Below are 10688 nucleotides of genomic sequence, written 5' to 3'. Positions count from 1 at the left end.
TTTACTCGCATTGAACCGCAGCGATCGCGTCTCAAAAATGAAATTGGTAAAACTTTAGGTGAACAGTTAGATACTGAAAAAGCAGCCGGTCGCCCGGTGAAACTTGTCAGAAACCGAATTGCAGCCAAAGGAGCAAAGTTATTATTCCGGGAATTAATTAAATGTCTTACTCTATAAATTCAATGTTACTAGTAGGCGATCACGTCTGGGCTAATGTTGGCGGATGCATAGCATTGGTAATTGAAGTTCGTATCCCTGACGGGCGTTCTGAACAAGAAGCCTTAGTTAAATATCCTTGGGGAAAAGCCTACTGGTACAAGAGTAACGAGTTGGTTCGGACTCGTCAGCCATTAACAGAATATTAGTTTGACAAAAAGGAAATTATGACTCGCTATTACAAATTAGAAGAAAAAACACCCGTTGCTGCCAATTTTGAGGAATGGGTAACCTGGAGGGTAGAAGCCAATACACAAGTCATACTTTCTATTGTCAAGAGTTACATAAGTGTTTCAACTGTATTTTTAGGGATAAACCTTGGAACTATTGAAAAACCTAAAATTTTTGAGTCGTTGGTAACTGGGGGTAGTTGCGACGGACAGAAACGTCTCTATTCAACTTGGGATGAAGCGGTATCCGGTCATTTTGACCTAATTATCGAGTCCATCGCTACCACCCCACCCATAGATTACTAGAGTGAACTCTTCTCCATCTAAAAGCACGGTTCCCTCATAAAGATTAAACCGTGCTTCTCCCCATGCTGTTTGCATATATCGTTGTTCATTTATGTTAAGAATCCAGGACTTACGCATTGACAGAAGACTGACTATGTGTATTCAAGCCCACCTTCTGTTTTAGATTAGAGTATAAGTGTTGAGATCACACTTGGCGGTGGATGGCTTGGTAGTTGCATGGAACAGTCTGAACCCTAAATACGCTCTGGACGTAAATTATCCGTCTTTCCAGTCCCTAGTTGATTAGCGTTCGTCGTTCGCGCACTTGTGCTGAGCGTAGCCGAAGTAGCGTCTCGTAGAGAAGACGTTGGCGCAGCCATCGCTCGTTTTTTTTAGATGATTTTTAAATTATAGATTGTCTCATTTGTCAATGCCTAAGTCCTGATTCGGTTACTTAGACCACTGGATGTTTACAAGGGAATGCAAGTATTTCAATCATACACATCCAAAGAAAAACAACAAATGGCGACAAAACAATTATTGGGGAAGATTGAACCTGGAAATAATGATTTCTGGGTGTTTGGCAACAAACGCACAGGAAAACACCTTTTAAAATTTTCATGGTTCAAAATCAAAAGACCTGTCCTAGACTCCTTCGTCCATCAGGTTTTGTGCGCTCGGCAATTTCACAAAATTGAAGTTATCATTGAAGTCTTGATGCAGCAAGCGTTTGAGGTACGTTCCCTTGTGACATTCGTCAGTTTAGATATGTGGGACAGCTTTGCTAAAGTCATTTTTGAGGAGGTCACTAGATGACAAGAATAGATTTGATTTTCTATAATGGTGGTGGTGGACACCGCAGCACTGCAACTGCTTTGTACCAAGTCATCGAGAAGCAACAGCCGAACTGGCAACCCAGGCTAGTCAACATTGAAGAAATTGAAAATATAGAGCATACAGATATCTTCTATAGAATGACTGGTAAAAGTGGAAATGATATCTACAACCTGGTACTAAAAAAAGGCTGGACATTCCTCATTCTATTATTTCCATTACTTCGGACTCTGGCAAAGTCAAGCATTCGTCAAAATTCTTCTGAGCTGATAGCTCTGCTTGAAAGTCATTGGCGGGAGAATCAGCCGGATTTAGTAGTATCCTGCATTCCATTTTTTAACCGAGTACTCCGAGAAAGCTTACAAAAAGCAAGGCCTACAACACCCTTCGTCACTATTCTTACGGATTTTGCGGATTCTCCTCCTCACTACTGGATAGAACCACAGGAGCAATTCCTAATCTGTCCTACTGAACAGGCAGTCGAACAAGCGCGCACGCTCGGTTATCAGGAAAAGCGAATCTTTCGCACATCAGGATTGGTAATTAATCCTCGGTTCTACGACCCCATTACTGTTGATCGCCCAAGCGAAAGACAACGCTTGGGTCTAGCTCCAGATTTACCCACTGGATTAGTTCTGTTTGGCGGTTATGGCTCTAAGGTTATACTCGAAATTGCCGAGCGTCTCGAATGTTTTCAAGACAAGCTCCAACTCATTTTTCTTTGCGGACGAAATGAAGAGTTAGCTTCAGCACTCCGTCAAAGTCAAGGTTTTCAGAAGTGGTTTGTCACTACCTTTACTGAAGACATCCCTTACTATATGCATCTTGCCGATTTTTTTATTGGTAAGCCAGGACCCGGTAGCCTCAGCGAGGCTACGGCGATGAAGTTGCCCGTGATTACAGAACGCAATGCCTTAACTATGATTCAGGAAAGATACAGTTGTGAATGGATTACGGATAAGGAAGTCGGGATTGTAATTTCTAATTTTCACAACATCGAGCGGGCTGTCGAAAAGCTAATCCAACCAGAAAACTATTCTCACTACCGGGCTAATCTCAACACCCTTAATAACAGGGCTGTATTTGAAACAGTTGATATTTTGGAAAACATTTTGAAAGTTCCTATTTAAGTAAGGGACTTCCAAAAAATAAATTATCCGCTTTCTTTCATTTGGGTAGACCACAATATGACCGTAGGGGCGGGGTAACCCCGCCCTTACCATGTGGTCAATTCTACTTTCTGAAACGACCAAATTCCGTTATACAGATGATGCTCGATTTGTATAGTGCGTAAGTCCTAGAATCCACCCTAAACTCAAAGCATCTTGGTTATCAATTGCTAGCCAACCAGTGAATCCCGTATCTAGAAGTGCATTAACTGGTATAACATCTCCATCAGATGTAACTAAACCAATTTCAAAGATTAACTCACCTTGACTATTAAATTCTCCAAAAATCATATTCTGCCATAAGTTCCCCTCTCATTGAGACGCATGATGAGGCGCATTTTGTCATAATATTTTTCACGAGCCTTTGTTCTGGCAACATCTTCATTTGGATCTATAAAATAGTCTCCACTATCAGGCTCAATGACTATGAACCAGTCGTAGTGTTCTTTGATTAACTCTGGTTTAACTTTGTCAAATACTACTCGACAACGCTGATAAAATACCTCATCTTCAGCCTTACGTCGTGCTTTTTATTCAGGTGATAGTTGACGTTATGGAAATACTCTTCCTCGACGCGGTGTGTGATTAGAAGATAGTTCTGTCATTTTGTTTACTATCTGCTAAATAGTCGGAGTTTACTTTTTATATATTGATTATATCTGAAGTGATCGCCTTTGTTAGTCACGTTTGCACTTAGTTGCAGTAGTGTGATTTCTGATTCTCGCCTTTTGAAATTCATCACTCTACCTCAGAACAGGAAACGCCAAGCTTTTTTCTCGGAAGTTCGTGTTTACAACTCGGAAGTTCATGTTCAGAACTCGGAAGTTCGTGTTCAGAACTCGGAAGTTCGCGTTCAGAACTCGGAAGTTCGTGTTCAGAACTCGGAAGTTCATGTTCAGAACTCCAAACGTCAAAAAATAAAAGCGATCGCTCCCTTCAGCTAAAGAGCGATCGCTTTTATTTATAATGCAGAATACAAATTAAGCAGCAACAGGTTCCAACAATTTGATATCAGAGAAGACAAATTCCTGAATAGATATTTGTCCTGCTGTCTCGGTGCGAATCTCCCGACGATTTAGGATGAAATAGTCACCAACTTTTTCATACTCATCCGTAAATTCGCTTCTACCGCCCTTTTGTTCGCCAGTTTTGGGGTCATGGTACACAGAGTCATAGGTATGGGACAGGTAGCCTTCCCCGGTGTCGTGGCTGCTAAAGGTGTCAATTGTCACATAAGTACCGTGAATTAGACGGTGAACATGGCATACTTCATTATTGCGGACTTTGTATTTATCGCCCTCAGCCTTACCACCCATTAAAAGCTCAACTGCACCAGTTTCGTCAGTTTTACCATAGCTAAACGTATTGGCGCTGTGGGTGTCTTCAAAGCTGCGGCGGATGCGGTGAATTGCGATTTCCCATGCTTGACCATGAATTGCCTGCTTGGCCGACTCGTCATTTACATCCAAAACTTCGGCTTTGAGATTGGCGCTGATGATAACTTTGCCTGTAAATACTTTATCATCATGCTTAAAAGTGATATTTGCGGTATAACCAGGGAAATTCTTCTCCCAAGTATAGCGGTTCTCATAAGCAGCCCGGAAAAGTTCCTGAGCAGAGAGTTTTGTAACTGTCATGTGCTTCTCCTAGTCGCTACTATAAATTAGCGTTTTAGTTTTCTTGGTATTAGCATAGAAGTAATTGTTGAGGCTTGGATAGTCCCCAACTGGGTACACTTATGGCAAATTCTCTCCACGCCGTATTTCATGCGATCGCCAATGTCCAGAATGAGCAAGAATTAAGACTAGCTCTCACAGATAAAATTGGTGAGCATTTTGGCGTGCAAAATTGGGGTATTTATTTCCTAGATGAGCAACCAACGACTGAAATTGATGTTCAGGGGATTCCGGCAGTATGCTTAGAAAGCAATCCAGTCGGGCGTTACGTGGTTGAGCGTCATGCTCCCGCCCATGAGCAGTTATTATTATCACCAGGAGACTGGAAGCATTTTTGCTCGCGTTCCGATCACGAACACGTAATGACTGGGCCAATTGTTTGCGATGGTCGTCTTGTAGGAACGCTTAACTTAGCTCGTGACAAGGGAAATCCTGCTTTTAATGGCAACGATTTAGCTGATCTGAGTGCCTTATGTATTCATTTATCAGCAAAAATGGCGACTCTACGGACAAAACCAAAAATATTCAATTCCCTTTTGGTGAGTCCTCTAACAGCGCGTGAGCTGGAAATTGCCGAGTTAGTGGCGCAAGGGTTAACGAACGCAGAAATTGGGGAAAAACTTTGGATTACGCAAAATTCCGTCAAACAAGCTTTGAAGAGGATGTTTCGTAAATTGAAGGTTTCGGCGCGTGCGGAAATGGTGGCAAAGCTACAAGATTAGGACTTACGCACACTCTACGATTCTTCTCTTCTTTACGAGAAGCGTCTCGTTAGCGCAGCCCAAGGTAGAGAAGAGAAGGCAGTTTCATAAATGATAATTGGGAAAAGCCGGAAACGATGTATTTTCGTTACTGGGGGAGAGGTCAATTGATGCGATTAGGCACGACAAAGAATCGTCTGACTCGATGGTAGTACAGCACAGCGTAAATCTACCTACCATCTCAATTAACAAGACTTGGGGCAAAATCCCCTTGTTAAAGGTAGACAAACTGACGCCACAGTGTACTAGTACGTCACGGCGTAAATAGAGTAACCATTTAAAAACTCTAAAAATCCGATTCCATAATACTTTTGAATGAGTGACTTTTACTTCTCTTCTTAGGCTGTGCCTTAAGCGTAGCTATGCCGCAGGCTTTACGGCTACGCTCAGTACAAGTGGCTTTTGACTTCCGCCTTGCGGTACTAGTCATACACTCTGCCCCAGGATATTGAATGCGTGAAGTACGGCAATTTGTAGGGGCGCACAGCTAGCTGTACGCCCCTACTAAAGCTCTATATTTTATGCGACTGAAAAACGCTACAATCAGTCATCAACAAGGGTAAGCGCGTTACCCAATTATTAAAAAACTTAGTTGGTTACACACTACCGTCTCTATTGTGACTGATTTATTGGCGAAAAGTTATTAGTACTCGCTGCCAATAAGGTATTGTAACGCATTTAGCGTCCAACTATATTTTTGGCTGTGTCTGCCGCACTGTCACCTACATCACTAGCAGTTTTCTGAGCACCCTCTGCATACCCAGATCCAAATTGTTTAAAGGCTTCTGCTGACTCTTTTCCAATTTTCTCAAGTCGTTTACCAGGAGTACCTTTCGTTTCACGAGCTTCTTTATTCCACTCCCCTATTGTTCTGGGTCTTTGAGCATCATCTTGCTCTACCTGTTCACGAACTCTCTCACCTAATCCTTTGTCCTTGTCCCCATAACTAACATTCGTCGTCAGCACTAGAAAACCAACTAGGACAACAGCCAAAAAAGATTTTACCTGAAGTCCTTTAAGCAGGGAGCTGATGTGACCAACCGTCCTAGAAATCAAATTTATCATGCCAATTAACTTTTTTTTTGAGTACAAACTAAAGATTAACTAGAAAAAGGTAATTATCCTTCTAACAAAAGGCATATCTCAGTTATAAAAAAGAAAGACTTTTTAAATCTTGGGGAAGAGGTGATTTGTGAGATGAATGATATTTCCAATTAGTCTATGGGCACGAGCAACGAGCAATACTGCCTTTCTCTCGAAAGTTTACATAACAAGCCAGAGAGAGCATTATCCGAAAACGACTCCCGAAAATATCAATCCTATCTGATTTCGTTCAAATTCGTGGTGTCCAGATCCCCGAATTCTCTAAGAAGTCGGGGATCTAACTTTTTACGAATGATTTAGGATTGCTATATATCAAACTGTTATTAAAAATTTGATAAACTATTACACTTATCCTCCATTTTTGTCAATTCACCAAGCAAGATTTATAGTGGATTACCTCTTTATGATTTTATCTTCTAGTTCCGACGACTAAACAATAAATTGCATTTTGTTGTGCGTAATTTGAAATTCCGTGCAGAAAGTAGACCAGAATAGCGATCGCATCACTAAAGCATTAAACGCACAGTTCCTTTCTAGGTAACAGGTGAAAATTAGGAGTTAACTCCTAAAGATACCGTTGCAATAAACCAATGACAACTTCTGGTATTTCCAAATGAGGTAATATTCCTGCATCTGCGATCGCATAAAAATCTTGAATTGCCCTTGTATTTAAATTTGCCAAGCGTTGTCCTAGTTTGATGCTAGTAAATTGTGCCTTTTCTCCCCAAAAAATGACAGTGGGAATTGTCAGTTGCTGAATATATAAACTCAGATCAAAGTAAAGATCGCCCCGCAAAAATGCCAAAGCGGCAAACTTGGCATTAGGCTGTTGTGCAGAGGTTAAATAAGCCTCCACCATTTCTTGAGATACTCGTTGTGACTTAGCAAACAGAAAACTTTGTAAAAAGTTTCGGACTGCAATTTCATTTTCAGCACCAAGGATATAAATTAAATTGTCGAACAAAGGCGTATTGATCACCGAAAGCAGAAGTCTGCGTCCAGCACCTTGTCCAAAATCATCAAATCCAGAGGGAGAGACTAAAAACAGGGCTTGGAATAAATTTGGTTGAACAATCGCTAGGCGGATAGCAAAAGCGGCTGTTAGAGACGACGCTACCACCGTCACCGGCTGGCGACAAGTTTGGATGATAAACTCTGCGATCGTGCTGAGATAATCCCTAATTTTATAATCCCGGACTGGATGAGCCGATTCTCCCCAGCCGATTAAATCGGGGGCTAAAATGTGGTAATTAGAGGCAAAAGCCGGGTAAACTTTAGACCATTCATATGCAGACGCCCCCCCACCAAAGTTATGGAGAAACAGTAGTGGGCGTAAATCTTTAGTATCAGCGATGGCTTTGCCAACGCCTTCTGGTGCGTCCGCTACGCGTAGCTTGCTTCCCCGTAGGGGTACGGTGATCGCCCAAGGTGCATTAGTTTGAGTATAGTAAACCATTGCCCCCAAGGATGTATGGATGACTTTATGTCCAAAGCCAGGAGGTTGAAACTGAAGCATAAAATTAAAGAGTTTAGTTTAATGGCACTTTACCCGAAGGTAAAATTATGAAGTATAAAGTAAGAGGATGTTTTAAAAGTATTAGGCGAATATAATTCGCTACTACATAAGCAAAGTCCACCTCCGTGGACTAATAAAAATCAAGGATTTGCTAACCTGCAAAGGCAGGTAAAGTCTCGTGTAGCCAAGCCAGTGCGGTCTTTCCCTACAGCCCGTAGGGCTGTAGGGAAAGACCGCAGCCTTTTCTCTACCTTGGGCTGCGCCAACGAGTCTGCGTCTCTTGCGCGTCTGCTATAGAGCGTCTGGGGGTTTCCCCCATGAGCAACTGGCGTGCGACTTCTAGTCGCCCAGGTGAGTAATAAATTAGACTTTATAAACATCCTCTAAAGCTTACCGATAAAACTAATTAATAATTCATAATTACCCCACACATCAAATGCATGGGTCTGAATTGTCAATACTGTATGGTTTTTATGTCTCTATTGATAAATCCTCAAGATTGTACCATTAACTACGAATTATTCGGTCAGGATACTTGCTAATAATCGGTTTTTGATTTTAAATTTGGAATTGCTTCTTACTTTATCCTTGCTTTTGGTCACTATCTCCTGTGATCTGAACAAGTTGATGGAGGTTATCACCACTGATGTGATAAGCTGCGCCAAAACCAACTACAAAACGACCTTCACTCGGAGTTAGCTGGAAAATCCGAAAGTCAGACAAGCCACGCAAAACCTCGATAATTTGACCAAAGCGCCCTTGGAATTGCTCAACAATTTGATTCCACTTGTCAGTTTCACGCTCTATCAAAGTTGCCGTACAATCAAAACTCAAACGACGACGAGCAAAAATTAGATTACTCTTGGCTTCATCCTCAATAAATAAGACACTAACATGAGGATTGGCATAGAGATTTTTGGTATGAGTCGAAAGACCACTCACGTAAATATAGATGTTCTTGGAATCATCCGTTACAAAGGGAGCATAACTAGCATTGGGTATTGCCTGTGCGCTCACGGTACTAATGATTACACTCTCAAATGCTTCAGGAAACTTTTCGTACTCAGCTTGAATGTTTTCAAGTTGGCTCATAAGTAAATTACCGTTTGATTAGGAACGCCTAATTAAGTATCCTAACGTGATTGAGGGATGTCTACGACGGGCTACCCCTACGCATGAAATGCCAAAGATTTAGCTTAAATTGTAGCTAGTCCTAAACTTTTTTGTCTCAACTCCAACCAGCGATCACAAAACCTCTTGGCAATACGCAAAAAAGCAACTACAGCAGAACATACGTACTAATGCTGATGTTCTACGCCAGAAAATATCAACTAAGGGCTGTCTTTGTTGTTTGTCAGTTCTGAGGCCGCCACGCCATTACTAATTAACCAAGAGTAGAGGCAAAATGAGTAATTTTCATCAAAATGGAAAACCAGACGCAACTGATAGTAGCCAAAATCAGCAATACGCCTCCTTGGTAGAGCAACTTGATTTGATAATTCGGGCAAGATATCCCTTACTGTATGTGATTTCCGTTGAAGAAGAACCTGTGGAAGAAGTGTTGCAGCAAGTTGCATTGCGTTCCCAGCCAAAACGACAGGTTTTATTTTGGGATATTGTCCGGGGTTGGAGTGATAATGGTGCAGATAAAGGTTCGGTGATGGCGGCGTTAGGTTGAATTGGCAAAGCTGATGTCCAAACACCTGCAATGTTTGTACTGCGTGATTTGCATCCATTTGTGAAAAATCCGACTACCGAGAAGAATGCCCCGATTGTCCGGGAGTTACGAAACTTGACGCAGGAGTTAAAGCGATCGCGTAAAATTATCATTACCACCAGAGTTGTTGCGCAAAGGAAGATTTGATGAAATTTTCTTTTTGAATCTACCTACACAAGCCGAACGCCAAGAGATTTTTAAAGTGCATTTGCAACGGTTACGCCCTAATCGGCTGCGAGAATTTAACTTAGCTTTGATAGCCAAACAGAGTCTCAATCAGCCAAAAATATGCTCATAAAACCTTGATGGCAATAGTGCAAGAAGAAGGCTTTAATGTCGAGGCAGAAGAAGTTTTAGAAGATGGAACTGTACGGGTATTAGTAGGGCGTTAGGTGTAAACACTTTTGTTGAGTAGGTATCTTGTCTACTTAACAAGTTAAAATTTACTTTGACTAATACAACGTGAGTTCGATAAATTATATAGTATCTGCTTAACTAGCTATAACAAAAAGACCACTAAGAGGTTTTACTACGCAAAATCGTCCCTCTCCCAATCGGAGAGGGAGAGACTTGAACTTTAATTCAAGGCAGGGAGAGGTTTGTTGAACTCACGTTAATACAACTGTCTTAGTCTCATGCTTAACTATATTTGTTGACCTGTTTCTCTAAATCCAAGCATAACTACATCAGTTGATTAGGATTCTCTGGCATGATTCTCTTCCTCCACACTAATACCAGTATTCCCAATTAAGAAAGTGCGATCGCATTTATTTGTAATCGCACCTATATCTTATTCTATGGAACTCGCCATACTTGAATTAATTTACCAACATAACTGACAAGAGTCTGTGCATCTGGGCTAATAACAACACTTGTAGCATCATCAGGAAGTTCAGCAAGTAATTCTTGTGTCTGTAAATTCCAGATATTAATATCACCGCCACTCTTAACAAAGATTTTTCCATTTGCACTGAAATTTAAATCTTTTGGGTAGCCCTTCATTCTCGTAACAAACATTTTATTGATGGTACGAAGACTTTTTACTGTCTTCAAATCCCACTTTTTAAAATCTAGATAAGTCCCATCGACAATACTGGCATCTGTTTGAGATTCTTCATAAGAACTATGGCTACCATCACAACACACTAGGGTTTTGCCATCGGGATGAATGGCGATCGCTGCATCATAATACTTATTAAGCTCAATTGTATAAACACACTCAAAAAAACGATAGGGATTA

At 41.2% G+C, this 10688-nt stretch carries 17 protein-coding genes; 10 read left to right on the top strand and 7 right to left on the bottom strand.

Annotated elements, in window-relative coordinates:
• Nucleotides 1-161 precede the first annotated feature (161 nt).
• A complete protein-coding gene (locus tag V7K85_RS31140) occupies nucleotides 162-365 on the top strand; it encodes a hypothetical protein (protein WP_334819741.1) in 204 nt (67 codons plus the stop codon).
• Between the two features lie 18 nt (nucleotides 366-383).
• Nucleotides 384-692 (top strand): hypothetical protein, encoded by a 309-nt coding sequence (locus tag V7K85_RS31135; protein WP_334819739.1) that lies wholly within the window; start codon nucleotides 384-386, stop codon nucleotides 690-692.
• 233 nt (nucleotides 693-925) lie between these two features.
• On the opposite strand, the gene V7K85_RS31130 is transcribed toward V7K85_RS31135, so the two are convergent.
• Nucleotides 926-1051 carry a hypothetical protein gene (locus V7K85_RS31130; RefSeq protein WP_334819738.1) on the bottom strand — a complete coding sequence of 42 codons (126 nt, stop codon included), beginning with the start codon at nucleotides 1049-1051 and terminating at the stop codon, nucleotides 926-928.
• Between the two features lie 142 nt (nucleotides 1052-1193).
• Between V7K85_RS31130 and V7K85_RS31125 the strand changes: the two genes are divergently transcribed.
• Together V7K85_RS31125 and V7K85_RS31120 are read left to right on the top strand one after the other, a co-directional pair.
• The gene (locus V7K85_RS31125; protein WP_334819736.1) at nucleotides 1194-1487 is read left to right on the top strand and encodes a hypothetical protein; all 294 of its coding nucleotides are present in this window, start codon (nucleotides 1194-1196) and stop codon (nucleotides 1485-1487) included.
• Nucleotides 1484-2635, top strand: a complete 1152-nt coding sequence (locus tag V7K85_RS31120; protein ID WP_334819734.1) for an MGDG synthase family glycosyltransferase — start codon at nucleotides 1484-1486, stop codon at nucleotides 2633-2635. The genes V7K85_RS31125 and V7K85_RS31120 overlap by 4 nt, the downstream gene beginning before the upstream one ends.
• A gap of 129 nt (nucleotides 2636-2764) precedes the next feature.
• On the opposite strand, the gene V7K85_RS31115 is transcribed toward V7K85_RS31120, so the two are convergent.
• Entirely contained in the window at nucleotides 2765-2965 is a 201-nt protein-coding gene (locus V7K85_RS31115; RefSeq protein WP_334819732.1) for a hypothetical protein, read from the bottom strand.
• A gap of 416 nt (nucleotides 2966-3381) precedes the next feature.
• On the opposite strand from V7K85_RS31115, the gene V7K85_RS31110 reads away from it, so the two are divergent.
• Nucleotides 3382-3618 carry a hypothetical protein gene (locus V7K85_RS31110; protein WP_334819729.1) on the top strand — a complete coding sequence of 79 codons (237 nt, stop codon included), beginning with the start codon at nucleotides 3382-3384 and terminating at the stop codon, nucleotides 3616-3618.
• Nucleotides 3619-3654: 36 nt separating this feature from the next.
• On the opposite strand, the gene V7K85_RS31105 is transcribed toward V7K85_RS31110, so the two are convergent.
• Nucleotides 3655-4311 (bottom strand): DUF3386 domain-containing protein, encoded by a 657-nt coding sequence (locus V7K85_RS31105; protein ID WP_334819728.1) that lies wholly within the window; start codon nucleotides 4309-4311, stop codon nucleotides 3655-3657.
• 101 nt (nucleotides 4312-4412) lie between these two features.
• Here V7K85_RS31105 and V7K85_RS31100 point away from each other — a divergent pair, with 101 nt between their 5' ends.
• A complete protein-coding gene (locus V7K85_RS31100; protein ID WP_334819727.1) occupies nucleotides 4413-5072 on the top strand; it encodes a LuxR C-terminal-related transcriptional regulator in 660 nt (219 codons plus the stop codon).
• Nucleotides 5073-5789: 717 nt separating this feature from the next.
• On the opposite strand, the gene V7K85_RS31095 is transcribed toward V7K85_RS31100, so the two are convergent.
• The 3 genes from V7K85_RS31095 to V7K85_RS31085 form a co-directional block, all read right to left on the bottom strand.
• Nucleotides 5790-6176 carry a hypothetical protein gene (locus V7K85_RS31095; RefSeq protein WP_334819726.1) on the bottom strand — a complete coding sequence of 129 codons (387 nt, stop codon included), beginning with the start codon at nucleotides 6174-6176 and terminating at the stop codon, nucleotides 5790-5792.
• Nucleotides 6177-6780: 604 nt separating this feature from the next.
• Nucleotides 6781-7731, bottom strand: a complete 951-nt coding sequence (locus V7K85_RS31090; protein ID WP_334819724.1) for an alpha/beta fold hydrolase — start codon at nucleotides 7729-7731, stop codon at nucleotides 6781-6783.
• 582 nt (nucleotides 7732-8313) lie between these two features.
• Entirely contained in the window at nucleotides 8314-8823 is a 510-nt protein-coding gene (locus V7K85_RS31085) for a HugZ family pyridoxamine 5'-phosphate oxidase (RefSeq protein ID WP_334819722.1), read from the bottom strand.
• Nucleotides 8824-9136: 313 nt separating this feature from the next.
• On the opposite strand from V7K85_RS31085, the gene V7K85_RS31080 reads away from it, so the two are divergent.
• The 4 genes from V7K85_RS31080 to V7K85_RS36725 are packed head-to-tail and all read left to right on the top strand — an operon-like array spanning nucleotide 9137 to nucleotide 9840.
• Complete coding sequence (locus V7K85_RS31080) at nucleotides 9137-9409, top strand: hypothetical protein (RefSeq protein ID WP_334819720.1); 273 nt, start codon at nucleotides 9137-9139, stop codon at nucleotides 9407-9409.
• 30 nt (nucleotides 9410-9439) lie between these two features.
• Nucleotides 9440-9595, top strand: coding sequence for a hypothetical protein (locus V7K85_RS31075; RefSeq protein WP_334819718.1), 156 nt, complete (start codon nucleotides 9440-9442; stop codon nucleotides 9593-9595).
• Nucleotides 9596-9608: 13 nt separating this feature from the next.
• Nucleotides 9609-9746 carry a hypothetical protein gene (locus V7K85_RS31070; RefSeq protein ID WP_334819716.1) on the top strand — a complete coding sequence of 46 codons (138 nt, stop codon included), beginning with the start codon at nucleotides 9609-9611 and terminating at the stop codon, nucleotides 9744-9746.
• A 7-nt stretch (nucleotides 9747-9753) separates the two neighbouring features.
• Complete coding sequence (locus tag V7K85_RS36725; RefSeq protein ID WP_442940635.1) at nucleotides 9754-9840, top strand: hypothetical protein; 87 nt, start codon at nucleotides 9754-9756, stop codon at nucleotides 9838-9840.
• Between the two features lie 403 nt (nucleotides 9841-10243).
• Here the strand turns inward: V7K85_RS36725 and V7K85_RS31065 are convergent, their stop codons facing one another.
• Entirely contained in the window at nucleotides 10244-10594 is a 351-nt protein-coding gene (locus tag V7K85_RS31065; RefSeq protein ID WP_334819714.1) for a WD40 repeat domain-containing protein, read from the bottom strand.
• Nucleotides 10595-10688: the final 94 nt, after the last annotated feature.

The sequence above is a fragment of the Nostoc sp. genome, assembly GCF_036917615.1.
GTDB lineage: Bacteria > Cyanobacteriota > Cyanobacteriia > Cyanobacteriales > Nostocaceae > Nostoc.
The sequence above is the reverse complement of the archived record's forward strand: the minus strand, read 5'-3'. Positions and strand labels throughout refer to the sequence as shown.

What these genes read in the sequence shown, in the direction of transcription:
- V7K85_RS31140 (WP_334819741.1), top strand. Translation starts at nt 162, where the DNA reads ATGTCTTACTCTATAAATTCAATGTTACTAGTAGGCGATCACGTCTGG.
- V7K85_RS31135 (WP_334819739.1), top strand. Translation starts at nt 384, where the DNA reads ATGACTCGCTATTACAAATTAGAAGAAAAAACACCCGTTGCTGCCAAT.
- V7K85_RS31130 (WP_334819738.1), bottom strand. Translation starts at nt 1,051, where the DNA reads ATGGCTGCGCCAACGTCTTCTCTACGAGACGCTACTTCGGCTACGCTC.
- V7K85_RS31125 (WP_334819736.1), top strand. Translation starts at nt 1,194, where the DNA reads ATGGCGACAAAACAATTATTGGGGAAGATTGAACCTGGAAATAATGAT.
- V7K85_RS31120 (WP_334819734.1), top strand. Translation starts at nt 1,484, where the DNA reads ATGACAAGAATAGATTTGATTTTCTATAATGGTGGTGGTGGACACCGC.
- V7K85_RS31115 (WP_334819732.1), bottom strand. Translation starts at nt 2,965, where the DNA reads ATGATTTTTGGAGAATTTAATAGTCAAGGTGAGTTAATCTTTGAAATT.
- V7K85_RS31105 (WP_334819728.1), bottom strand. Translation starts at nt 4,311, where the DNA reads ATGACAGTTACAAAACTCTCTGCTCAGGAACTTTTCCGGGCTGCTTAT.
- V7K85_RS31100 (WP_334819727.1), top strand. Translation starts at nt 4,413, where the DNA reads ATGGCAAATTCTCTCCACGCCGTATTTCATGCGATCGCCAATGTCCAG.
- V7K85_RS31095 (WP_334819726.1), bottom strand. Translation starts at nt 6,176, where the DNA reads ATGATAAATTTGATTTCTAGGACGGTTGGTCACATCAGCTCCCTGCTT.
- V7K85_RS31090 (WP_334819724.1), bottom strand. Translation starts at nt 7,731, where the DNA reads ATGCTTCAGTTTCAACCTCCTGGCTTTGGACATAAAGTCATCCATACA.
- V7K85_RS31085 (WP_334819722.1), bottom strand. Translation starts at nt 8,823, where the DNA reads ATGAGCCAACTTGAAAACATTCAAGCTGAGTACGAAAAGTTTCCTGAA.
- V7K85_RS31080 (WP_334819720.1), top strand. Translation starts at nt 9,137, where the DNA reads ATGAGTAATTTTCATCAAAATGGAAAACCAGACGCAACTGATAGTAGC.
- V7K85_RS31075 (WP_334819718.1), top strand. Translation starts at nt 9,440, where the DNA reads ATGTTTGTACTGCGTGATTTGCATCCATTTGTGAAAAATCCGACTACC.
- V7K85_RS36725 (WP_442940635.1), top strand. Translation starts at nt 9,754, where the DNA reads ATGGCAATAGTGCAAGAAGAAGGCTTTAATGTCGAGGCAGAAGAAGTT.